This window comes from Micromonospora sp. NPDC048835, from assembly GCF_040649995.1.
Classification (GTDB): Bacteria; Actinomycetota; Actinomycetes; order Mycobacteriales; family Micromonosporaceae; genus Micromonospora.
Genome location: NZ_JBEZGM010000039.1, coordinates 1 through 21,881 on the forward strand (window position 1 = coordinate 1; position 21,881 = coordinate 21,881).

Genomic DNA, 21,881 nt, shown 5'->3' on the forward strand with positions numbered 1-21,881 from the left:
CCGCCGGCCGCCGCCGGCCGCCGGCCGCCGGCCGCCGGCCGCCGGCCGCCGGCCGCCGGCCGCCGGCCGCCCGCCGCCGGCCGCCCGCCGCCCACCAGACACGCCTGTCGCGCGGCGCGCTTCACAGCCATCTCACAGGGCTGCTGGATAGGGTGCGCGGTGAGTGAACGTCCGACTCCATCCTGGATCGGTCGGCTGTCGCACAGGAGTTCCGATGGTCTTCAAAAAGATGTTGAGCGCGTTCGGCGTGGGCGGTCCCAGCGTGGACACCGTGCTGACCAACCCCAACACCCGGCCCGGCCTGACCCTCGACGGGCAGGTCAACCTCGTCGGTGGCGACGCTGAGGCAGCCATCGAGCAGGTGGTGATCGGCCTGGTCACCCGGGTCGAGGTCGAGGGACACGACACCGAGTACGCGGGCACGATGGAGTTCCACCGCATGGTGGTCAGCGGCCCACTCCAGCTCGCTCCGAAGCAGCAGCTCTCGATCCCGTTCCAGCTCCCGATCCCGTGGGAGACCCCGATCACCGATGTCTACGGGCAGCGCCTGCACGGCATGACGATGGGCCTGCGCACCGAGCTTGCGGTGGCCCGCGCGGTCGACAAGAGCGACCTGGACCAGGTGGCGGTGCACCCGCTGCCGGTGCACGAGCGGATCCTGGAGGCGTTCCAGCGGCTCGGGTTCGGGTTCAAGCACGCCGACCTGGAGCGTGGTCACATCCGGGGCGTGCAGCAGACGCTGCCGTTCTACCAGGAGATCGAGTTCTTCGCCGCACCGCAGTACGCGAGCACCATCCGCGAGGTCGAGCTGACCTTCGTGACCAGCCAGCGCGGTGTCGAGGTCATCCTGGAGTGCGACAAGCGCGGCGGGTTCCTCAGCGCCGGGCACGACGCGTTCGGCCGTTACCAGGTGTCGCACGCCGACGCCGACCGGGTGGACTGGGCGCAGGTCGTCGACGGCTGGCTGCGCGAGACCACCTCCCGCTACGGCAGCCTGCGCTCGCAGTACGGCCACGGCTACGGCCCGGGTCACGGGCACGGCCACGGTCGGGGCGGCATGGGCATGGGTGGCATGGTGGCCGGCGCGGCCCTCGGCGTCGCGGGCGGCATGATCGCCGGCGAGATGATCGAGGACGCGTTCGAGGGTGACTTCGGCGACTTCGGCGGCGACGAGTAACCGTTCCACAAGCGACGACAGTGGCCTCCGGGAGAGTCTCCCGGAGGCCACTGTCACATGTGACGCGTCAGTGCCTGCTTCGCTCCTTGCCGGATCGGCGTGCCGAGCCGGCCTTCGACAGGCCACGGCTGACCAGGTAGCCACCGGTCAGGATGGTCAGGAACAGCCACGCCCGGTTCGGGTCGTTGATGTTCAGGCCGTTGGTGGCGCTGCCCCGCCAGAACGCGGAGATCACCACGAGGGCGACCGCGGCGGCGTAGACCCAGAATTCCGTCGTCAGGAACGCCTGCTTGGTCTCCGTACCCGGCGACGGCATCGGGTCTCGGTGACCGTCCCGCATGGACGGCATCTGCTGCGTGTCCCGCATCATGGCGGGGTTCTGCGGGTCGTTCATGGGCCGGTTCATCGGCCGGGTGGAAGCAGCCTGCGTGCTCATCTGGTCCTCCTCAGGATGCGATGAGTCGTACCTGCATTCCCTCGCCCCGCTACCGCGTTTCGGCCACGGCACGGTTCGCTTTCGTGGCGGGGACAACCCCCGACTACCCGAGGCCCCTGAGCAGGTAACACCGATCGCCGGCCGGAAAAATCCGGCCGGCGATCGGGTGTGCGTCGGGTCAGCGCAGGCCGTTGCGGACGGCCACGCGCACCAACAGGTCCGGGTCGTCGGTGATGAGGCCGTCGACGCCCAGGTCGATGACCCGCTGCATCACCGCCGCGTCATCGACGGTGTACGGGATCACCTTCAGGTTGTCCCGCGTCTGGAGGGTCCGGACGTCCGGTCCGTGGAAGTATGCCGGGTTCTCCCGTAGGTACCAGTCGGCCGAGGCGACGGTGCCCTGCTTCGGATCGTGCACCTGCCAGTTGGCGGACACCGTGCCAGCGCCCGCGGCCCGGGTCAGCTTGCCCAGGTCCTGGTACTTCCACCAGTCCAGCCCGCCGGTCCACGGGCTCTTCACCACCGGGTCGCCGTAGACCGCCTGCAACGAGCACTCGTCGGCGAGGGTCGCGCACTCGGCCGGGCCGTACTGCCAGACCAGCGCGACAGTGCCGATCCGCCGGTCGAGCTGCTGCGCGTACCTGATGGTCCGCCAGTCGAACGACTGGATGGTGGCCCGCTTGGTGAATCCGGCGCGCTGGATCGCGTCGACAAGCTTGCGGGTGAAGCTGCGGTACGGCTCGGTGTCGTCCACCACCGGGCTGATCTTCGTCTCGATGTTCATCCCGATGTCGGCTCGGCCGCTTGCCTTCACCAGGGCGAAGACCTCGTCCAGGGTCGGGATCCGGGCACCCGGCGCGGGCACCTGGGCGGGCAGCTCGGGCAGCGTCTTCGTGCCGCAGTCGATGGTCTTGAGCTGCGCCAGGGTCAGCTCGTGCACCGGCTTGCCCACGTACGGGAACTTCGGGTCACCGCGGCGGACCGGCTTGGTGTCCACGCAGTGTGACCCGTTGACGGTGCGGTCGTGCAGCACCACGAGCTTTCCGTCGGCGGTCACGTTGGTGTCCAGCTCCAGCGTGGAGATGGCCCGGTTGGAGAGCGCGTTCGCGAACGCCGGCAGGGTGTTCTCCGGCCGGGTGGCCCGACCGCCCCGGTGCGCCTGGATGTCGAACGGCGACGCGTACGCCTTCGGCAGCCGGTAGCCGCGCTGCGCCAGCAGACCGCGCAACCGGTCCGGGTAGTCGGTGATCATGCCGTCCACGCCGTCGTCGATGAGCTTGCTCATGGTCGGCACGTCGTCGACAGTCCACGGGATCACCTTGATCCCGTACCGGTGCGCCTGGGCCACCATCTCCCTGGTGACGTACGGCTGGTAGCCCGGGTCGGTGACCGTGCCGTTCTGCGGCATGCCGTGCACCGGTGAGAAGGCGCCGGCACCGAAGCTACGGATCGCCTCGATCGGGTCGCCGCCGAAGTCGTCGATGTCCAGCCCGCCGAGCCAGGGCGAGGCGCCGGGCTTGCCGGTCTGCAGGAAGTCGTAGTTGGTCAGGGCGACGAGCGGCAGCTTCGGTTCGACCTGGCGCATGCGCATCAGCGCACCCCAGTCGAAGCTCTGGATGGTGACCTGCTTGAGCAGCCCGGCGGCGCGGATCTCCGCCGCGGTGACCCGGACGAACTGCTCGCGCGGCGCGGTCTCGGTGGGTGCCCCGGCCTCGACCTTGGTCTCCACGTTGAGCGTGACGTCCTTCGCCCCATAGCGGTTGACGAGCGCGAAGACCTCACGCAGCAGCGGCATCCGGGCACCCGGGACGGCGAGTTGGCCGGGCTTGTCCGACAACGTCTTGGAACCGCAGTCGAGCGAGCGCACCTGGGCCAGGCTGAGCGTGTTGATGTACTTCCCGACGTACGGGAACTCCGGGTCACCGGGCGTCACCGGGGCGGTGTCCACGCACTTGGTGCCGGTGACCTTCCGGTCGTGGGTGACGACGGCCTGACCGTCCTCGGTGATCTGCACGTCCAGTTCGAGAGTGCTCACCCCGAGCTGGAGGGCGTTGCCGAAGGAGGCGAGGGTGTTCTCCACCCGCAGCCCGAGGCCGCCCCGGTGGGCCTGCACGTCGAATGTCCGGTCCGGTCGCGGCTTCGCCTGGGCGGGCACCGCGAGCCCGGTCGTCACCGTCGCGGCCACCAGGGCCGCGACGGCGGTACGGCGTACTGTGCGCACGCTGTCATCCCCTCCTGCCGGCGGGCATCTCCCACCGGTCGCCGGACAGCATGGACATCTCGGGCTGCGGGCAGGCGGCCAGCGGGCGGCGCGACGGTGAACCGCCGTGGACGACCTCCCGGTCGCCCCGGGTTTGGTCGGCCGGTGGTCGGGCACGCAGTCGGTTCCACAGCTTCTGCGAGGTGATGGACGTGCGTGAGGACGACATGCGGCAGGACGCCGCCCGCGAGGCCGAGGATCGGATCGCCGGCGGCGTGTACGGCAAGGGCGCCCTCGACGAGGTGACGGTGCCCCGCACCGATGTGGAGAGCCAGATCCAGCGCGACGACCCGTTCGACCCGGCGAAGGAACGCATCGACCCACAGGTGCTGCGCGACGGTGGGCCGGTCGGCGGGCAGGGCGCGGTGACCACCACTGGCGGCACCGCCGGGCCGGCGAGCGTACGCCGGGTGGCCCGACAGCCGGAGCGTCACCCGGGCAAGGTCGCTCCGACGACGACCGGCGACGCCACCACAGGTGGTCTGAGCACCCCGATGGGCGGCGGCACCAGCGACCAGTCCACCTCAGCAACCGGCCCAGCAAAGTCCATCAGGGAGCGATCCCCGAACGACTAACGCACACCCGCCCCTAGGCGGCGTGATCATGAGGTTGACGTGGCTGTGGACGATCACAGTCCACGTCAACCTCATGATCGACTCAGAGGATGGGTCAGCTCGCGGGGCGGAGGACGCCCAGGCGTTGGGTGGCACGGGTCAGGGCCACGTACAGGTCACTGCGCCCACGGGGTGACTCGGCCACCATCCGGTCCGGGTCGACCACCAGCACCGAGTCGAACTCCAACCCCTTGGCCTGCGCGACGGTCAGCACCACCACCCGGCTCTCCAGCTCCGGATGCTCGCCGACGGCGGCCTCCGGCAGGGCGGCGGTCACCGCAGCGCCCAACTCGCCCACCCGGCCGGCCGGGACGAGCACACCGAGCCGGCCCTCGGTCAGCCCGGCCGCCTCCCGGGTGGCCTCGGCGACCAGTTCCGCCGCCAGCCGCCCGTCGGGCACCGTCCGGTCCCACGGGGGTACGCCGCTCTCCCGCACCGAGCGCGGCGGCCGCAGCGCCGGGTCGATCTCGGCCAGCACGTCGGCGGCGACCGCCATGATCTCGGCGGGAGTGCGGTAGCTGACGGTCAGCTCGGTGAGCCGCCACCGCCGCTCGACGTACGGGGCGAGGGCGTCCGCCCAGGAGGGCGTGCCGCTGAGCGCGCCGGTCTGTGCCACATCCCCGACGATCGTCATCGAGCGGCTCGGGCAGCGCCGCATCAGCAGGCGCCAGGCCATCGGGGACAGCTCCTGCGCCTCGTCCACTATGACGTGGCCGAACGCCCAGGTGCGGTCGGCGGCGGCCCGCTGCGCGGTGGTCAGCCGGTCGGCCTCCTCCTGCCGTTCCAGCAGCCGATCCGCGTCGATCAGGTCGGTCACGCCGAGGATCTCACCGCCCTCGGCCTCGTCCTCGACGTCGATCGAGCGGGAACCCTTGGCGATCTCGAGCACGCCCTCGGCGTACTCCCGTTCCATCATCCGGATCCGGTCGCGGCGGGCGGCGGCGGCGCGTTCGTCCTCGCCGAGCAGTTCGGCGGCCTCGTCCAGCAGCGGGACGTCGGCCGGCGTCCAACCGCCCCGCTCACGCCGCAGCAGAGCCCGCTCCTCGTCGGTGAGCATCGGCGCGGCGGCGGCGATCCGGTCCGGGTCGGCGTACAGGTCGGCGAGCAGCCGCTGCGGGGTGAGCACCGGCCACAACTGGTCGAGGGCGGCCCGGATCTCCGGCTCCTCACGCAACTCCCGCCGGATCTCGGCCCGGTCCGCCTCGTCGAGGAGGTTGTCCCCACCCAGCGGGTCGGCGCCGATCCGCTCGGCCACCTGTTCGGCGAGCGCGTGCACGATCTCCACGTCGAACAGCGCGCGGGCCAGGTTGTGCGGTCGGTCGGCGCGGCGCACCCGGTCCCGGGCGGCTCGCACGACCTCCGGGTCGAGGGTCAGCGTCTCCCGCTCGACCTCGATCTCCAGCGGCTCGTCCGGCACCCACTGCCGGTCCTGCACGGCCAGCGCCAACACCTCGGCCAGCACCGCCCGGCCCTTGAGCGCCGCGGTCTCGGCCGGCTCGGTCCGCTGGGCGCTCACCCCGGGAAAAAGATCACCCTGGGTACGCAGCAGCACACCGGTCTCGGCAAGCGTCGGCAGCACCTGGGAGATGTAGCGCAGGAAGGTCGCGTTCGGGCCGACCAGCAGCACGCCCCGGCTGGAGAGTTCGCGGCGGTGCGTGTAGAGCAGGTACGCCGCCCGGTGCAACGCGACAGCGGTCTTGCCGGTGCCGGGGCCACCCTGGACCACCATGACGCCCGGGAGTTCCGCCCGGATGACCTCGTCCTGTTCGGCCTGGATGGTCTCGACGATGTCGCGCATCCGGCCGGTACGACCCGCGTTGAGCGCGGCGAGCAGCGACGCCTCACCGGTCAGCTCCTCGTGGGCGCCGGGGGAGGCGGTGTCGATGTCGAGCACCTCGTCGTTGAGCCCGGTCACCTTCCTCTGCCGGGTGCGCAGGTGCCGGCGACGGCGTACGCCCTGCGGGTTGGCGGCGGTGGCGAGGTAGAACGGGCGGGCGGCGGGGGCCCGCCAGTCCATCAGCAGCGGGTCGTAGTCGCCACTGGTGTCGAAGATGCCGATCCGGCCGATGTAGCGGCGGGAGTCGTCGTCGCCGTCCAGACGGCCGAAGCAGAGCCCGTTCTCCACGGCGGAGAACTGTTCGACCTGATCGGCGTACATCGCTACCGAGCTGTCGCGCTGCGAGCGGTCCTGGAGGGTGCCGCCGGTGTTGTGCAGTTCGGCGGTGAGCCGATGGACGGCCTGATCACGCAGGTCGTCCAGCCGGTTGTAGAGCATCGAGACGTACTCCTGCTCGCGACCGATCTCGTCGTCGAGCGGCAATTCGCCGGAACCGCCGGAGTGCCTTGACAAGCCGTCTCCCTAAAGATTAGAATCCTTTGCAGGAACGGCTTTCAGCCGTTCTTTTTTGTGCCCTTCGAACTGTTGAAGATAGCGCGTTCGGTTGGCTCTCACCAAGCCGGCGGTCCGGCGCGCCGGTGATCGCGAGGTGGCGGCGAATGATCCTGCGGGCCGGGCAACGGGTGGTCTTCATCGGGGACAGCATCACCGATTGTGGTCGACGCGACGTCGCCGCGCCCTACGGCAGCGGATACGTGAGCCTCGTGCGCGCCCTGGTCGACGCCCGGCACCCCGAGCTGGAGCTGGAGTGGGTCAACCGGGGTGTGGGCGGCGACACGGTGCGCGACCTGGCCGCCCGCTGGGACGACGACGCCATCGCCGAGCGGCCCGACTGGCTCGCCGTGCTGATCGGCATCAACGACATCTGGCGGCACTACGGTGACCGGCGCGACGAGGCCGTCGGCATCGAGGAGTACGAACGCAGCCTGCGCGACCTGCTCAAGCGGGCCGTCGCCGACACCGGCTGCCGACTGATCCTCGGCGACCCGTTCCTCATCGAGGCGGACCGCGCCGACCCGCAGCGCGCTGACACCGACAGGTACGCGGCGGTCGTGGCGGGGCTGGCCGCCGAGTTCGACGCGGTGCACGTGGCCAACCAGGCGGCGTTCGACCGGGTGCTGGCGGTGAGCCCGTCGACGCGCTGGGCCGACGACCGGGTCCACCCGCACCTGCCAGGTCACGCGGTCCTCGCCGACGCGTACCTCAGCGCCCTCGGCGCCTCCTGACCCCGGCGTCTGCCGGCCTCCGCGCCTCCCGACCCCCGGCCCCGCCCACGGCGAAGCGCCGGGCCGACCGTGTGGTCGACCCGGCGCGAACACCGCCGAGATCAGCCGCGCGCGGCCTGGTAGAGCCGCTCCGGCGTCACGGCTCCGGCGAGCACCCGGCCGTCGTCGGTGAGCAGCACACTGAACAGCTTGGCACTGAGCAGCCGGCCGCTGCCCCAGTCGCCACTGACGGCGGGCAGCCCGCCGAGCAGCTTCGACAGGTCCATGTCCGGTGCGGCGCCGGCGGCCGGCGTCGCCGGCTTGGCGGGGGCCTTTCCGTCGGCGAGCGGCCCGTCCAGCCGGGCGACCAGCACGGTCGTCCAGCCGGAGCCCACCACGCGGGTCTCCGGGTCGCCCGCCGGTGCGGTCTGACCGGGCTTGCCGGCGGCATTCGGCGCGGCGTGACCGGGCTTGCCGGCGGCCGGCACCTCGGCCTTCTCCTCGGTGACCGTCACGCCGGGCGGCGGGTTGAACGTGAACTGGTCGGCGTCCGGGCGGCGGTAGTCGACCTCGGTGAACGCCACCTCGAACGCCGGCTGGTCACTGCCCTTCGCGAGCACCTCGAAACGCAACGGCACGTGCTGCCTGGCGTCGATGGCGATCCGCAGTTGGTGCACGAGTGAGTCGCCGTCGCGCGGCTGGAGCACCAGCTCGTACGAGTCGCGGCCGGCGACGGTGGCCGAGCGGCCGACGCTGACCTCGGTGCTCGGGTCGATCGCGCCCAACGCCAGGTCGGCGGCCTGCTGCGGAGTGGCCGGCAGGCTCGCGGCCGGGTCCGGAGCGGGCTTCCAGGCCCCGGCGTCGCCACCCAGACTGCGGTGGGTGGCGGTGTTGGTGCGGCTCTGCCAGGTCCACAGGTCCCGGCCGTTGCGGATCACGTCCTGCTCACCGAGGGTGTCCAGCAGCGCCACCCGCTGCCGGTCCGGCCCGGAATACCAGACCCGCAGGGTGTGCGTGCCGGTCAGCATGGTGGTCAGTTCGTTGCCGGGGAGCAACCCGACCAGGGGCGGAAGACCGAGGTCGGCGCGCTGCACGACGGTCCCGGACAACCCCTCCAGCCGGGATGTCTGCAGGTCGACGAGGAGCTGAGCGGCGGTACGGGGCGGCAGGCTCGGTTCGGCCTCGGCGGCGAACGTGCCGATCGCCGCGCCGCCGCCGATGACGGCGACGGCCGCGGTGGCCGGGACCAGCCACCGCAGGACGGGACGGCTTCTCAGGACGGACATGGTGGCACCTCCTGGGGCCATCCTGCCCCCTCGGTGCTGTGAACGCGCTGAGGACACCGAACCGCGCCGATTGACCCGGGTGGCACCCTTGAGCTGTGCGCGTGCTGGTGGTGGAGGACGAGGCCCGGTTGGCGGCCGCCCTGCAACGTGGTCTCCAGGCGGAGGGCTTCGCGGTGGACGTGGCGGCGACCGGCCCGGCCGGCCTGGACGCGGCCCGGCACGGCGGGTACGACGCCATGATCCTCGACGTGATGCTGCCCGGGCTCTCCGGTTACGAGCTGGTCCGGCGGCTGCGCGCGGAGCAGCACTGGTTGCCGGTGCTGATGCTCTCCGCCAAGGACGGCGAGTACGACCAGGCCGACGGCCTCGACTGCGGCGCCGACGACTACCTGACCAAACCCTTCTCGTACGTGGTGCTGCTGGCCCGGCTCCGGGCGTTGCTGCGTCGGGGCGCGCCGGAGCGCCCGACCGTGCTGGCGGTCGGTGACCTGCGGTTGGACCCGGCCCGCCGACGGGTGACCCGGGCGGACGCCGAGGTGACGCTTACCGCGCGGGAGTTCGCGCTGCTGGACTACCTGATGCGCCGGCCGGGTCAGGTGATCTCCAAGGTCGAGCTGTTGGACCACGTCTGGGACGCGAGCCTGGAGACCGCGCCGAACGCCGTCGAGGTGTACGTCGGCTATCTGCGCCGCAAGCTCGGCCGGGACCGGCTGGAGACGGTCCGGGGTGCCGGCTACCGGCTGGCGACGTGACCGCCGACGGGCCGGAACCCGCCCGCCGGGCCAGGCTCGGCCGGATACCGGTCCTCGGGCTGCGCGGGCGGCTCATGGCGATCGGTGTGGTCGGTCTCACTGTCGGGCTGGCCCTGGGCGGGGTGGTGCTGCTCGGCGCGCTCGGCTTCGTGCTCCAGCGAAACGTCGACACCGAGGCGTTCCGCACCGCCGACGCGGTCACCCTGCTCGCCGCCGAGGACGCGCTGCCCGACCCGCTGCCGGTGGCCGGCGGCCAGGTCCGGGTGCAGGTCGTCGACGCGCAGGGGCGGGTCAGGGCGGCCTCGATCGACGCCGACCGCCTGGTGCCGATGGTCCGCCCGGAGCGACTCGACCGCGACGGTCGGCAGCGGCTGGAGGTGCCGGCCGAGCGGGTGGGGCTCGCCGGCCCGGTCCGGGTGGTGGCCGTACCCGCCGGCACCGCGGCCGACCCGCTCACCGTGCTCGTCGCCCGCTCGATGGCCGACGTGCGGCACAGCACCCACGTGGTCCGGACCATCCTGCTGGTGGCCTTCCCGCTGCTGGTGGCCGCGTTGGCCGGAGTGGCCTGGCGGGTGGTGGGTGCGACCCTGCGGCCGGTCGAGGCGTTACGTCGAGGTGCCGAGGAGATCACCGGGAGGGCCGGCGGCGGCCGGCTGCCGGTGCCGGCGTCGGCCGACGAGATCCACCGTCTGGCGCTCACCCTGAACGGCATGCTGGACCGGCTGGAGTCCGCCCGCCTGCGGCAGCGTGCGTTCGTCTCCGACGCCGCACACGAGTTGCGCAGTCCGCTGACAAACATCCGGACGGAGCTGGAGGTGGCCCAGCGCCTCGCCGACCGGACAGACTGGACGGCGGTGACCGCCAACCTGCTCGCCGACACCGACCGGCTGAGCCGGCTCGTCGACGACCTTCTGCTGCTGGCCCGCCTGGACGAGACCCCGCCGAGCCGGGGGACCGGCCCGGTGGAGTTGGGCGCGCTGCTGACCGAGGTCGCCGCCCGTTACCCGTCGCCGCCGGTACAGGTCGAGCTCCGCGCGGGCCCGCTCTGGACGACCGGCACCGTCGAGGAGTTGCGCCGCGTGCTGGCCAATCTGGTCGACAACGCGGTGCGGCACGCGTACGGCAGGGTCGTGCTCGCGGCCGAGGCGGCGTCGGTGGCCGTGGCGCCGGACGGACCTGGCGCGGGGGCGTACCACCTGGTCACGGTGACCGACGACGGCCCGGGGATCCCGGTGGCGGACCGGGTACGGGTCTTCGACAGGTTCACCCGGCTGGACGACGGCCGGGCTCGCGACGACGGTGGTGCCGGCCTGGGGTTGGCGATCGTCCGGGAGTTGGTGCGGCGCGCGGGCGGCAGCATCAGTCTGACCGACGCGCCGGAGCAGCCCGGGTTGCGGGTGTGTCTGCTGTTGCCGGCCGCGCCGGTCGAGGACGGCCATCCGTTGACGGTCCGTGACCGCAACCCACCCCCACCCGCAAAGGAATGACCCTTTGCTCTGCACCCGCGGAGGCGCCAGTTACGTGACGTGATGCTCGCGGCCGCGCGTCGGAGCGATGCCCGGGCCCGCGACGACGGTGGTGCCGGTCTGAGGTGGGCGATCGTCTGGGAGTTGCTGCGGCGGGCGGGCAGCATCGGCCTGACCGATGCGCCGGAGCAGCCCGGGCTGCGGTGCGCCTGCTGCTGCTGCCGCCGGCCGCGCCGGCGGAGGACGCCCAAGCCGTTGACTGTCCGTGACCGCGTCCCGCCCCCACTTGCCCAGCAATGACCCTTTGCTCTGCACCCGCGGAGGCGACAGCTACGTGATGTGATGCTCTCGGGCGCGCGTCGGAGCGACGCCCGCGACGTTTTGGCTGGTCATGCAGGGTGGTGCAGATAGGTAAGCAGAGCAAAGGCTGACTGGGGCATTTGATGAGGTCGGTCTGGGTGACGGTGTGTCGCGACTGGTCGCGGTGGTTCACCAGCCGACCGTGCCACGCTGAGTGAGGTCGGCGGGCGTGGTTGGTGGGTGTGGCTGGCAGATCGGCGGGCGTGGCTGGTGAACGACGCTGGCAGGTCGGCGGCGCGCACGTCGGCCGTGCGCACGTCGGCCGTGCGCACGTCGGCGGGCGGCGGGTCGGTGGCGGGTGGGTCAGCGGCGGCGGGTGCACACCTGCTTGGAGCGGGCCACGGTGTCCGTGGACCAGGCGACGGCGACGGTGAAGCAGAAGTCGTTGGTCCGGTTGAGTGCGTAGATGACGAAGCTGGTGGTGCCGGCGGGGAGCGTCGCGAAGATGTTGTGCGCCTGGCCGGTGCGGCCGCCGGCGATGACCACCGGGCCCTCGCTGCCGGCCGGGTAGGTCCAGTTGAGCGCGATGCTGTCCCGGGTGTCGCGCAGGGTCACCGCGCTGGGTGGGGTGCCGGGCGGTGCCGCGGCGGCCGCCGACGTGGGTGCCGTGCCGCCCGGGGCGGGCGCGGCGCTTGCCGAGCCGCTGGCGGTGGGGGAGGCGCTGGCCGGTGGTGGGGTCGGTTCGTCGTCGCCGTCGACCCGGGCCACCCCGGCGATCACCGCCGCCGCGCCGAGGAGCACCACGACCACGCCGGCTACCAGCACCGGCACCAGCCGGTTGCGCTGCTCCGGCGGCGCGCGGTGCACGGGCACCGGCAGCAGTCGCGACGGCGTGTACGGCTCGACCGGTCCATGCAGGTCCGACCGTGCGGACGGGGGCGCCGGCGCGTCGGGGTCCGGGGAGGTGTGCGGGGCGGGCTGCGCGTATGGATCCGGCGTCGTGTGCGGGTCGGACGGCACGCCGGGGTCGGCGGCAGCGGCAGGTCGGTACAGCCGGTACACCCCGGGCTGCTCCTGTGTGCCGCCGGCCAGCCCCACCACCGATGGGGGCACCGGAGGGTCGGTGCGGTGCGGCGAGGGCTCGTCCGCAGGTGCGGTCGGCCACCTGGTGCCCGTCGACCCGACCGCCTCGTCGGAGGGCAGCCGGGGGTTCGGGACCGCCCCGGCGTGGTGGGTGGCGGCTGCTGACGGGTGGTAGCCCGATTCGGCCGGCCCGTCTTCCTGCGGTGGGACCCGGGCGGCCGGAACGACCGGCGTGTCCCGGGCGGTGGGTGGGTTGTCCGCGCAGACATGGTCGGGGTTCGCCGCGGCCCGGGCCAGGGCCGCCACCTGGGCGGCCAGCGGGTCGTCGGCGGGCAGGTGCTGTCGGCACAGCTCACGGGCGAGCGCCAGGTTGTCGTGCGCCTCGGTGAACTGCCCGCAGTCACGCTGCATCGCCCCGAGCCGCGCCAGCATCTTGATGCCGCTGGGGTGCCCGTCGCCGTACACCTCGCGGTGCAGCTCCCAGGCGTCCTGAAGGCGGTCGCGGGCCACCGTGCACTGGCCGCGCGCGTACTCGACCGTGGCCAGGTCGGCGTGTGCGGCGAGCACCCGCAGCGACTCCGGGCCGTCCTGCGCGGTCAGCTCGATGATGACTTCCTGGTAGAGGCGTGCCGCCCGGGAGTGGCTGCCCACCCGGTGCAGCACCGCGGCCAGGGTCGCCGCGGCGGCCACCGTGCGCGGGTCGGCGCGGCCGTGCAGGCGGGTGGTGGCCGCGTACGCGAAGGCGGCCCACCCCCGGGCCGAGTGCGGCTCACCGAGGGCGATCAGCACCCGCGCCTGGAGGCTCGCCGCCTCGGCCAGTTCGGGGGTGGCGTTGGCCGGGCGGGGGTCGGCGTCGGTGAGCGCGTCGGACAGCAACTGCTGTGCGCCGGCCAGATCGCCGGAGGACACGAGGTGGTGCGCTTGATCAGTCAACTCACCGAAGCCGGAAGACACGCCCCATCGTGCTCATTTGACGACGGTAAGTACAAGACCCGCGCCGGTGTCGATTGGTCAGGATCCGGTCAGGTGCTCGGCCAGGGTCTCGCTGATCCGGCGCAGTTGGTCGACCTGAGCGGGGGTCAACGCGTCGAACAGGTGGCGGCGTACCCCCTCGACGTGGCCGGGCGCGGCGGCCGCGAGGGTGGCGAAACCCTCGTCGGTGAGCACCGCGATCTGCCCGCGCCGGTCGGTGGGGCACTCCTCGCGGCGGACCCAGCCGGCGGCCTCCAGCCGGGCAACGGCGTGCGAGAGCCGGCTGCGTGACGACCCGGCGGCATCGGCCAGCTCGCTCATCCGCAGTTGGCGACCCGGGGTCTCGGAGAGCCGGACCAGGATCTCGTAGTACGCGTGCGGCATGCCCACGTCGCGCTGGAGCTCGCGGTCGAGAGTGTCCATCAGTGCCCGGGTCGCGGTGAGGTACGCGCGCCAGGTGCGCTGTTCGTCGGGGTCGAGCCAGCGGGTCATGGCGCCCATCATACCGCCGATGGTTGAACTCTCAACTAAACCGGGGTAGTCTCGGGTCATGGGTATTCATCGACTCAACCACGCGGTCCTCTACGTCAGTGACCTCGCCCGCAGCGTCGCGTTCTACCGCGACGTGCTGGGCTTCCGCCAGGTGGCGATGACCCCGGACGGCTTCCGGGGCGCCACCTTCCTCCAGGCCCCCGACTCCACCAACGACCACGACCTCGGCCTCTTCGAGGTCGGCGCGGCTGCGGGGCGCTCGACCGCCGGCCGGTCCACCGTCGGCCTCTACCACCTCGCCTGGGAGGTGGACACGCTCGACGAGCTGGCCGTCACCGCCGAGCGGCTCGCCGCGGCCGACGCCCTGGTCGGCACCTCCGACCACGGCTCGACCAAGAGCCTCTATGGCAAGGACCCGGACGGCCTGGAGTTCGAGGTGGTCTGGTTGATCCCGGCCGACCTGCTCGACGACGCCGCGCTTGCCGCCCGCAAGCAGATCGGTCGGCTCGACCTGGACGCCGAGCGGCGGCGCTACGGCGGGCAGACCCGGGGTGGGGTGGGGATCTCCGTCCCGGCCTGACCGCTCGTACGGTAGAACGGACCGATGCCGACCGACCGGACCACCGAATTCCTCCGCGAGCTGCTGGTCCGCCAGTTGACGACCTGGCTGCCCGCGGCCCTGCACCGCTCCCGCCGGGCGACGATCGCCGTCGCGGGTGCGGACGCGGGCAGCGCGGAGGCCGCGCTGCGCCTGGTCGCCACGCACGGCGACCAGGTGCGCGGCCGGCAGGTGACGGTGCTGGTGCTGGCCGACCCCGATGCCAACGCCGACCCCGGCCCCAACGCCGGCACCGACCTGCCGGCCCGACTCGGCCCGATCGAGGCTGAGCTGCCCGCCGAGGTCACCGTGCACCTGCTTCCCGGCGACGCCTACCGGCTGCCGGTCGCGGTGAAGGCCGCCGGGGCGGCCGGCGCGCCGCTGTTCTCCTTCGTGGACCTGCCCGGCGCGGTGACGCCGAAGCTGCTCACCGCCGCAACCAACGGCCGGACCGGAGAGCTGCTGCTGCACATCAGTGAGAGCGCCCGAGCCGCGCTCGTCTCCGCCGGCTTTCCCCTGGTCGCCGAGGTGGCGACGGTGCTGCCCGAGAGCCCGGCTGCCGGGGTCGTCGCGTTCGGCAGCCGCTCCGACCGGAGTCTGGAGGCGGTCCGCGACGCGCTCTGGGCGGTCGGCGCGGAGTTCGCCGTGCGCTACGGCGACCCACTCGACCCGACCGGCACCACTGTCGACGTGGTGAACGACCCCGACATGGAACCGCTGGCCCACGAGTTGCTGGCCGAGCTGCGGGCGGGCGGGTCGCGGCCGGTCACCGAGCTACGCCGGCACGCCCTCACCGCGACCGTCTACCGGGCCGCCCACGTCAACCAGGCGCTTGCCGACCTGCTCGACGCCGGCGTCCTGCGACGCGACCGCGAGTCCGGCCGCCTGGCCGGCGACGAAACCATCACCCTGGCGCGCTGAGCCCACGCCGCAGACGCCGAGCGGGGTGCCGGTGAATCACCGGCACCCCGCTCGACTCCCGGGATGGTTACGACCGGGACTTGTCCTGCTTCCAGGACAGTGGACCCGGCAGGTCGACCCGGTGTGCGCGGGCCTTGGAGTTCCAGGACCAGCGGCCGATCTTGATGCTCCACGAGGAGAAGCCGTTCTCGGTGAAGTTCAGGATGATCGGACCGTACTTCTTGCGCTTGCGAAACATGAGGCCCATCGGAGGTCTCCCCTCGTCACCGTTCCCTGCCGTGTCGAGATCGAACATTCCCGGACCGGCAACTTTTGAAACCCTCTCGCTGTCCGGCCTGGACGGTCGCCCGGCAGGCATGGCAATCTCTATTCATCAGATAGGTGTTGCGGCACGGTAAACGCTGGTCGGGGTGCTTCGTAACATCGGCAGCGATAGAAGTCTCATCTTCTGGAAGGCCGTTGACCGCCCGTCCCGATCGCCGGCAGCATGGGGTCATGTCGCAGCGGGATGAGCTTCTCCTCACCGCTCGTGTGCACGTCGACCTGGTCCGGCACGCGAGCGCGCTCTGTTGAGCTGACCGGTCCATCCGGCTCGGCTCCAGCGCCGCACTCCCACCGCCCGCCCGCTCAACGCGGAGCAGCGTGCCTCCACGCCCTCATCCGGGCGTCCTCGCTCCCATCGTGGACAGATCAGGAGACTCCTCATGTCCCCACCCCGTCGTGTCATCTCGCGTACCCTCGCCGCCGCTGCCGCTCTGGTCGTGCTCGCCGCCACCGCCGGTTGCGGCGGTGACGCCGCGGCCGACGGCGCCCAGGCCGGCGAGCTGCGCTACCAGGGCTCGGTCGGTCAGGTCACCCTCCCCGAACTCGCCGCCGACCTCGGCTACCTCGGCGACGTCAAGCTCAACTGGATCGGCAACGTCACAGGTGGTCCGCAGGACATCCAGGCGACCGCCACCGGGCAGAGCGACTTCGGCGGCGCGTTCAACGGCGCCATCGTCAAGCTCGCCGCCGCAAACGCCCCGATCACGGCCGTGGTCAGCTACTACGGTTCGGACGCGCAGACCTTCCAGGGCTACTACGTGCTCGACGGCAGCCCGATCCGCGGCCCCCGCGACCTGATCGGCAGGAAGGTCGGCATGAACACCCTCGGCGCGCACGCCGAGGCGGTGCTCAAGACCTGGCTCGCCCGTGGTGGTCTCACCCCCGCCGAGATCAAGCAGGTCGAGCTGGTCGCCCTGCCGCCGGTCAACACCGAGCAGTCGCTGCGGCAGCGGCAGATCGACGTCGCGGTGCTGGGCGGGGTGATCCGCGACAAGGCGGTCGCCGGCGGCGGGATCCGCACCATCTTCACCGACTTCGAGTTGCTCGGGGCGTTCAGCGGCGGCACCTACGTCTTCCGCGACGACTTCATCAAGCGCAACCCGGAGACCGTCAGGGCGTTCGTCACCGGCGTCGGCAAGGCCATCGAGTGGGCCCGCAGCCAACCCCGCGAGACCGTGGTCGCCCGGATGCGCGACATCATCGGCAAGCGCGGCCGCAACGAGGACCCGTCGCTTGTCGCGTACTGGAAGAGCAGCGGCGTCGCCGGTCGCGGCGGCGTGATCGGCGAGCAGGAGTTCGGCACCTGGATCGACTGGCTCGCCGCCGAGGGCGAGCTGAAGGGTGAGCGTCCGAAGCCCGGCGACGTCTACACCAACAGGTTCAACCCGTTCGTGGACGGGGGGAGCGCGTGAGCACCGACAAGATCCTCTTCGAGCGGGTGAGCAAGAGCTTCCCGGTCCGCGCCGGTCGGCGTGGCGGCGCCGGCGCGGTCACCGCGCTCGACGAGGTCACCCTCGGGGTACGCCCCGGCGAGTTCCTGGTCGTCGTCGGCCCCAGCGGCTGCGGCAAGTCCACCCTGCTCGACCTACTCGGCGGGCTCACCGAGCCAACCGGGGGGCGGGTGCTCGTCGACGGTCGTCCGGTCACCGGCCCCGGCCTGGACCGGGGCATCGTCTTCCAGCAGTACGCGCTGCTGCCGTGGCGTACCGCCGCCGGCAACGTCGAGTTCGGGCTGGAGGCCAAGGGGGTGCCCCGGGCCGAGCGCGCTGCCCTGATCGAGCACCACCTCGACCTTGTCGGCCTGCGCGGGTTCGCCGACCGCTACCCGCACGAGCTGTCCGGCGGGATGAAGCAGCGGGTGGCCATCGCCCGCAGCCTCGCGTACGACCCGGACGTGCTGCTGATGGACGAGCCGTTCGCCGCCCTGGACGCGCAGACCCGTGACTCGTTGCAGGACGAGCTGGTGCGCATCTGGGCGCGTACCGGCAAGACGGTCGTGTTCATCACCCACGGCATCGACGAGGCCGTCTACCTGGGTCAGCGGGTGGCGGTGCTGACGTCCCGGCCCGGGCGGCTCAAGCGGGTCATCGACATCGACCTCGGCGACCGGGACGCGGTCGAGGACGTCCGCTCCACCGACGCGTTCCGCCACCACCGGCACCAGATCTGGACCCTGCTGCGTGACGAGGTGCGCGCCGCCCAGGCGGCTGAGGGCACCGGCGTCCGCCACACCGAGGAGGCCCGTGTTGGTTGACGTCGTCGAACGCCCCACCCGACTCACCGGCTCACCGGCCGTGCCCCGCGCGGCTGTCGACAGTGATGTTCCCGGTCGCGCCGGTCGACTGCTCGGCCTCGGCGGGAAGGTGCTGCACCGCAGCGTCGCGATTCTCGCGCTGGCCGCGGTCTGGGAGGGCGCACCCCGGCTCGGGCTGGTGGACCGGGTGTTCCTGCCCCCGCTGTCGGAGGTGCTCGTCGCCTGGTGGGAGTTGCTGCGCAGCGGGCAGCTCGCCGAGCACGTGGGGGCGAGCCTCACCCGGTCGCTCGCCGGGCTCGGCCTGGCGGTGCTCACCGCCATCCCGCTCGGGCTGCTGATCGGCTGGTACCGGCCGCTCGCCGAGCTGCTCAGCCCGCTGTTGGAGGTATTCCGCAACACGGCGGCGCTGGCCCTGCTGCCGGTGTTCGTGCTCATCCTCGGTCTGGGGGAGACCTCCAAGATCGCACTGGTGCTGTACGCGTGCTCCTGGCCGATCCTGCTGAACACCATCGCCGGGGTGAAGGGCGTCGACCCGTTGCTGATCCGGTCGGCGCGTTCGATGGGGCTCAACCACCTGCGGCTGTTCCAGAAGGTGATCCTGCCGGCCGCCGTACCGACCATCTTCACCGGCGTCCGACTGGCCGGGGCGTACTCGATCCTGGTGCTTGTCGCGGCGGAGATGGTCGGCGCGAAGGCCGGCCTCGGCTACCTCATCAACTACGCGCAGTACAACTTCGCGATCGCCGACATGTACTCCGGGATCATCACGATCTCCGCCATCGGGCTGGTCGTCAACCAGCTCCTCGTCGCCCTCGAACGTCGCTTCTCCACCTGGCGCGTCGACGTCTCTGCCGGATAGGACGGACACCAATGACCCGCACCCTGCACCTCAACGCGTTCCTGATGGGCGTCGGCCACCACGAGGCCGCCTGGCGGCACCCCCGCACCGACCCGCGTCGGGTCACCGACGTACGGCACTTCCAGGAGCTGGCCCGGATCGCCGAACGCGGCACCCTCGACTCGCTGTTCCTCGCCGACGGCCTCTCGGTCGGGCCGAACCCCCGGCACAACATCCAGGCCGTCTTCGAGCCGCTGACCCTGCTCGCCTCGCTGGCCGCGGTGACCGAACACATCGGCCTCATCGCAACGGTCTCCACCACCTACAACGAGCCGTTCCACGTTGCCCGCAAGTTCGCCTCACTGGACCACCTCAGCGGCGGCCGGGCCGGCTGGAACATCGTCACGTCCGCCCAGGAGCGGGAGGCGGTCAACTTCAACCGGGACAGCCACCCCGCGCACGCCGACAGGTACCGGCGGGCCGCCGAGTTCGTCGACGTGGCCACCAAGCTCTGGGACAGCTGGGAGGACGACGCACTGGTCTTCGACACCACGGCCGGGGTGTTCGCCGACACCGACCGGGTGCACGAGGTGGCCCACCGGGGCCCGGAGTTCCAGATCCGGGGCCCGCTGAACATTCCGCGCGGCCCGCAGGGCCGGCCGCTGCTGGTGCAGGCCGGCTCGTCACCGGACGGGATCGCCTTCGCCGCCCGCTACGCCGAGGCGGTCTTCACCGCACAGCAGACCCTCGCCGACGGGCAGAGCTTCTACGCCGAGCTGCGCCGGCAGGTCACCGCCGCCGGCCGGGACCCGGACCTGGTGAAGATCCTGCCCGGCATCGCGCCGGTGCTCGGCGGCACCGAGGCCGAGGCGCAGGCGCTCGCCGCCGAGTTGGAGGAGCTGATCGTCCCCGACTACGCCCTCGCCCAGCTCTCCGGCATGCTCGGCATCGACCTGACCGGCCTGCCGTTGGACGGGCCGCTGCCGGAGCTGCCGTCCGCCGGCACCGTGCAGGCCCACCAGAGCCGCTACCAGCTCGTCACCGACCTGGCCCGCCGGGAACAGCTCACCGTCCGGCAGTTGATCGGCCGGCTCGGTGGCGGTCGGGGGCACCGGGTCGTGGCCGGTACGCCGGAGCAGGTCGCCGACCAGATCGAGCTGTGGTTCACCCAGGGCACCGCCGACGGGTTCAACATCATGCCGCCGCACCTGCCCGGCGGCCTCGCCGACTTCGTCGACCACGTGGTGCCGGTGCTGCGCTCCCGTGGCCTGTTCCGCACCGAATACACCGGTCGGACGCTGCGCGAGCACTACGGGCTGCCCCGACCGGCAAGCGCGTACGCCGCGTCGGCCCTGGTGTCGGCGTGACCACCGTGGAGCGGCCGGCGACGGACGTCGCCGAGCTGCTACCGGTGAACCCGGACCTGTTCCGTGCCCTGCTGCGGCGGCAGGCCACGAGCGTCACCGTGGTCACCGCGGTCGCCCGGGGCACCGACCCCGCCTGCCTGGGTGGGATCGGCGCGCCCATCCGGGCGGGCTTCACCGCGACCTCGTTCACGTCGGTGTCGCTGGACCCTCCGCTCGTCTCGTTCTGCCTCGGGGTGGCGTCGTCGAGCTGGCCGGTGCTCGCCCGCGCCGAACACGTCGCCGTGCACCTGCTCCGCGCCGGGCAGCGGGAGGCCGCCGCGGTCTTCGCGACGAGCGGCATCGACAGGTTCGCCGCGTACCCGGACTGGACGTCCGGACCGTTCGGGGTGCCGCTGCTCGGCGGGGTGCTGGCCCGGCTGCTCTGCCGGGTGGTGCACCGGGTGCCGGCCGGCGACCACACGCTGGTGATCGCCGAGCCGCTGGCGCTCGGCGACGGCGGCGACGGCGCCCCGCTGGTCCACCACCGGGGCGGCTACACCACCGCCGTCCGGCCGTGACGGCACCGACCACGGCCGACCTGCTCGTGTTGGACCGGGCCGCCCAGGACCTGCTGTTCCGGGCGGCCCGCACGGCCAACACGTTCACCGACGAGCCGGTCACCGACGCCCAGGTCGCCGCGATCCACGACCTGATCCGGTACGGGCCGACCGCGTACAACGGCCAGCCGCTGCGGGTGGTGCTGCTCCGCTCGGCGGCGGCCCGCGCCCGGCTGCTGCCGTACGTTTCGTCGAGCAACCGGGCGAAGACGGCCACCGCGCCACTGGTGGCGGTGCTCGCCGCCGACGTGGACTTCCACGAGCGGCTGCCCGAGCTGTACCCGCACCGGCCGCAGGCCCGCGACTGGTTGGCCGACCGTCCGGCCCGCGCCGAACAGGCCCGCTTCAGCGCCACCCTCCAGATCGGCTACCTGCTCGTCGGCGTACGCGCCGCCGGGCTGGCCGCCGGCCCGATGGCCGGGTTCGACGCGGCCGGGGTGACCCGTGAGTTCTTTCCGGACGGGCGGCACGAGGCGCTGCTGCTGCTCAACCTGGGGCACCCCGGCCCGGACGCCTGGGAGCGGCGGTTGCCCCGACTCGACACCGAGGAGGTGGTGTGGGCGCTGTGAGCCGGCACCGGGTCAGCGGGGCTCCCACGCGTCGGGCAGCGCGGTGAGCTTGCGGACGTGCGCGGGCAGTCGACCGCTGACGATCTCGGCGAGGCTCACCTCGTCGACGACCCGCCGCACGGCGGCACGGACCGCCACCCACAGGCCGGGCAGGTTCTCCGCCGAACCCTCGTACCGGGTCTCCTCGGGGCGCAGCCCGCGTACCCCCGCCAGTGGGCCCTCGACGGCGCGCAGCACCGCGCCGACGGTCACCTCGCGGGGCGGGCGCGCGAGGGTGTAGCCGCCCTCGGCGCCGCGTTGGGCGCGGACGATGCCGGCCCGGCGCAGATCCGCCAGGACCGCTTCCAGGAACTTGCGGGGCATGTCCTGCTCCGCGGCGATGACCTGGGTGGACAGCAGCGAGGGGTACGCGGTGGCGAGGCTCAACGCCGCCCGTACCGCGTAGTCGCCGCGCGCGGAGATCTGCACCCTGCC

22 protein-coding genes are annotated in these 21,881 nt (G+C 72.4%); 14 read left to right on the forward strand and 8 right to left on the reverse strand.

Annotated elements, in window-relative coordinates; genetic code table 11:
• The first annotated feature begins 214 nt into the window (after positions 1–214).
• Positions 215–1,177, forward strand: a complete 963-nt coding sequence (locus AB0C15_RS29505; RefSeq protein ID WP_357357421.1) for a sporulation protein — start codon at positions 215–217, stop codon at positions 1,175–1,177.
• Positions 1,178–1,244: 67 nt separating this feature from the next.
• Here the strand turns inward: AB0C15_RS29505 and AB0C15_RS29510 are convergent, their stop codons facing one another.
• A complete protein-coding gene (locus AB0C15_RS29510) occupies positions 1,245–1,613 on the reverse strand; it encodes a hypothetical protein (RefSeq protein WP_357357423.1) in 369 nt (122 codons plus the stop codon).
• 178 nt (positions 1,614–1,791) lie between these two features.
• Complete coding sequence (locus AB0C15_RS29515; protein WP_357357425.1) at positions 1,792–3,834, reverse strand: glycerophosphodiester phosphodiesterase family protein; 2,043 nt, start codon at positions 3,832–3,834, stop codon at positions 1,792–1,794.
• 191 nt (positions 3,835–4,025) lie between these two features.
• Between AB0C15_RS29515 and AB0C15_RS29520 the strand changes: the two genes are divergently transcribed.
• On the forward strand, positions 4,026–4,448 hold the full coding sequence (locus AB0C15_RS29520) for a hypothetical protein (protein ID WP_357357427.1): 423 nt from the start codon (positions 4,026–4,028) through the stop codon (positions 4,446–4,448).
• Positions 4,449–4,542: 94 nt separating this feature from the next.
• On the opposite strand, the gene AB0C15_RS29525 is transcribed toward AB0C15_RS29520, so the two are convergent.
• The gene (locus AB0C15_RS29525; protein ID WP_357357429.1) at positions 4,543–6,837 is read right to left on the reverse strand and encodes an ATP-binding domain-containing protein; all 2,295 of its coding nucleotides are present in this window, start codon (positions 6,835–6,837) and stop codon (positions 4,543–4,545) included.
• 146 nt (positions 6,838–6,983) lie between these two features.
• Here AB0C15_RS29525 and AB0C15_RS29530 point away from each other — a divergent pair, with 146 nt between their 5' ends.
• Positions 6,984–7,610 carry an SGNH/GDSL hydrolase family protein gene (locus tag AB0C15_RS29530; RefSeq protein WP_357357431.1) on the forward strand — a complete coding sequence of 209 codons (627 nt, stop codon included), beginning with the start codon at positions 6,984–6,986 and terminating at the stop codon, positions 7,608–7,610.
• Between the two features lie 101 nt (positions 7,611–7,711).
• On the opposite strand, the gene AB0C15_RS29535 is transcribed toward AB0C15_RS29530, so the two are convergent.
• Positions 7,712–8,875 carry a hypothetical protein gene (locus AB0C15_RS29535; RefSeq protein WP_357357434.1) on the reverse strand — a complete coding sequence of 388 codons (1,164 nt, stop codon included), beginning with the start codon at positions 8,873–8,875 and terminating at the stop codon, positions 7,712–7,714.
• Between the two features lie 95 nt (positions 8,876–8,970).
• On the opposite strand from AB0C15_RS29535, the gene AB0C15_RS29540 reads away from it, so the two are divergent.
• A complete protein-coding gene (locus AB0C15_RS29540; RefSeq protein ID WP_357357436.1) occupies positions 8,971–9,627 on the forward strand; it encodes a response regulator transcription factor in 657 nt (218 codons plus the stop codon).
• 74 nt (positions 9,628–9,701) lie between these two features.
• Positions 9,702–11,114, forward strand: a complete 1,413-nt coding sequence (locus AB0C15_RS29545) for an ATP-binding protein (protein WP_357357513.1) — start codon at positions 9,702–9,704, stop codon at positions 11,112–11,114.
• 642 nt (positions 11,115–11,756) lie between these two features.
• On the opposite strand, the gene AB0C15_RS29550 is transcribed toward AB0C15_RS29545, so the two are convergent.
• Positions 11,757–13,430, reverse strand: a complete 1,674-nt coding sequence (locus AB0C15_RS29550) for a tetratricopeptide repeat protein (protein WP_357357438.1) — start codon at positions 13,428–13,430, stop codon at positions 11,757–11,759.
• 57 nt (positions 13,431–13,487) lie between these two features.
• A complete protein-coding gene (locus AB0C15_RS29555; protein WP_357357515.1) occupies positions 13,488–13,949 on the reverse strand; it encodes a MarR family transcriptional regulator in 462 nt (153 codons plus the stop codon).
• Positions 13,950–13,998: 49 nt separating this feature from the next.
• Here AB0C15_RS29555 and AB0C15_RS29560 point away from each other — a divergent pair, with 49 nt between their 5' ends.
• The gene (locus tag AB0C15_RS29560) at positions 13,999–14,520 is read left to right on the forward strand and encodes a VOC family protein (RefSeq protein WP_357357440.1); all 522 of its coding nucleotides are present in this window, start codon (positions 13,999–14,001) and stop codon (positions 14,518–14,520) included.
• Positions 14,521–14,544: 24 nt separating this feature from the next.
• Entirely contained in the window at positions 14,545–15,459 is a 915-nt protein-coding gene (locus AB0C15_RS29565) for a hypothetical protein (RefSeq protein WP_357357443.1), read from the forward strand.
• Between the two features lie 67 nt (positions 15,460–15,526).
• Here the strand turns inward: AB0C15_RS29565 and AB0C15_RS29570 are convergent, their stop codons facing one another.
• Positions 15,527–15,706, reverse strand: a complete 180-nt coding sequence (locus AB0C15_RS29570) for a DUF4236 domain-containing protein (protein WP_030333600.1) — start codon at positions 15,704–15,706, stop codon at positions 15,527–15,529.
• Positions 15,707–15,954: 248 nt separating this feature from the next.
• Here AB0C15_RS29570 and AB0C15_RS29575 point away from each other — a divergent pair, with 248 nt between their 5' ends.
• The 7 genes from AB0C15_RS29575 (at position 15,955) to AB0C15_RS29605 (ending at position 21,407) form a co-directional block, all read left to right on the forward strand.
• On the forward strand, positions 15,955–16,032 hold the full coding sequence (locus AB0C15_RS29575) for a putative leader peptide (protein WP_349881247.1): 78 nt from the start codon (positions 15,955–15,957) through the stop codon (positions 16,030–16,032).
• A 131-nt stretch (positions 16,033–16,163) separates the two neighbouring features.
• A complete protein-coding gene (locus AB0C15_RS29580) occupies positions 16,164–17,195 on the forward strand; it encodes an ABC transporter substrate-binding protein (protein ID WP_357357445.1) in 1,032 nt (343 codons plus the stop codon).
• Complete coding sequence (locus AB0C15_RS29585) at positions 17,192–18,037, forward strand: ABC transporter ATP-binding protein (protein ID WP_357357447.1); 846 nt, start codon at positions 17,192–17,194, stop codon at positions 18,035–18,037. The genes AB0C15_RS29580 and AB0C15_RS29585 overlap by 4 nt, the downstream gene beginning before the upstream one ends.
• Positions 18,027–18,896, forward strand: a complete 870-nt coding sequence (locus AB0C15_RS29590) for an ABC transporter permease (protein ID WP_357357449.1) — start codon at positions 18,027–18,029, stop codon at positions 18,894–18,896. The genes AB0C15_RS29585 and AB0C15_RS29590 overlap by 11 nt, the downstream gene beginning before the upstream one ends.
• A gap of 11 nt (positions 18,897–18,907) precedes the next feature.
• The gene (locus AB0C15_RS29595) at positions 18,908–20,242 is read left to right on the forward strand and encodes an LLM class flavin-dependent oxidoreductase (RefSeq protein ID WP_357357451.1); all 1,335 of its coding nucleotides are present in this window, start codon (positions 18,908–18,910) and stop codon (positions 20,240–20,242) included.
• On the forward strand, positions 20,239–20,799 hold the full coding sequence (locus AB0C15_RS29600; protein WP_357357453.1) for a flavin reductase family protein: 561 nt from the start codon (positions 20,239–20,241) through the stop codon (positions 20,797–20,799). Before AB0C15_RS29595 ends, AB0C15_RS29600 begins: the two co-directional genes overlap by 4 nt.
• A complete protein-coding gene (locus AB0C15_RS29605; protein ID WP_357357455.1) occupies positions 20,796–21,407 on the forward strand; it encodes a malonic semialdehyde reductase in 612 nt (203 codons plus the stop codon). The genes AB0C15_RS29600 and AB0C15_RS29605 overlap by 4 nt, the downstream gene beginning before the upstream one ends.
• 12 nt (positions 21,408–21,419) lie before the next feature.
• Here AB0C15_RS29605 and AB0C15_RS29610 read toward each other — a convergent pair whose 3' ends face one another.
• Entirely contained in the window at positions 21,420–21,875 is a 456-nt protein-coding gene (locus AB0C15_RS29610; RefSeq protein WP_357357457.1) for an Rrf2 family transcriptional regulator, read from the reverse strand.
• Between the last annotated feature and the right edge of the window lie 6 nt (positions 21,876–21,881).

What these genes read in the sequence shown, in the direction of transcription:
- AB0C15_RS29555 (WP_357357515.1), bottom strand. Translation starts at nt 13,949, where the DNA reads ATGGGCGCCATGACCCGCTGGCTCGACCCCGACGAACAGCGCACCTGG.
- AB0C15_RS29570 (WP_030333600.1), bottom strand. Translation starts at nt 15,706, where the DNA reads ATGGGCCTCATGTTTCGCAAGCGCAAGAAGTACGGTCCGATCATCCTG.
- AB0C15_RS29580 (WP_357357445.1), top strand. Translation starts at nt 16,164, where the DNA reads ATGTCCCCACCCCGTCGTGTCATCTCGCGTACCCTCGCCGCCGCTGCC.
- AB0C15_RS29575 (WP_349881247.1), top strand. Translation starts at nt 15,955, where the DNA reads ATGTCGCAGCGGGATGAGCTTCTCCTCACCGCTCGTGTGCACGTCGAC.
- AB0C15_RS29545 (WP_357357513.1), top strand. Translation starts at nt 9,702, where the DNA reads ATGGCGATCGGTGTGGTCGGTCTCACTGTCGGGCTGGCCCTGGGCGGG.
- AB0C15_RS29530 (WP_357357431.1), top strand. Translation starts at nt 6,984, where the DNA reads ATGATCCTGCGGGCCGGGCAACGGGTGGTCTTCATCGGGGACAGCATC.
- AB0C15_RS29505 (WP_357357421.1), top strand. Translation starts at nt 215, where the DNA reads ATGGTCTTCAAAAAGATGTTGAGCGCGTTCGGCGTGGGCGGTCCCAGC.
- AB0C15_RS29510 (WP_357357423.1), bottom strand. Translation starts at nt 1,613, where the DNA reads ATGAGCACGCAGGCTGCTTCCACCCGGCCGATGAACCGGCCCATGAAC.
- AB0C15_RS29595 (WP_357357451.1), top strand. Translation starts at nt 18,908, where the DNA reads ATGACCCGCACCCTGCACCTCAACGCGTTCCTGATGGGCGTCGGCCAC.
- AB0C15_RS29565 (WP_357357443.1), top strand. Translation starts at nt 14,545, where the DNA reads ATGCCGACCGACCGGACCACCGAATTCCTCCGCGAGCTGCTGGTCCGC.
- AB0C15_RS29535 (WP_357357434.1), bottom strand. Translation starts at nt 8,875, where the DNA reads ATGTCCGTCCTGAGAAGCCGTCCCGTCCTGCGGTGGCTGGTCCCGGCC.
- AB0C15_RS29560 (WP_357357440.1), top strand. Translation starts at nt 13,999, where the DNA reads ATGGGTATTCATCGACTCAACCACGCGGTCCTCTACGTCAGTGACCTC.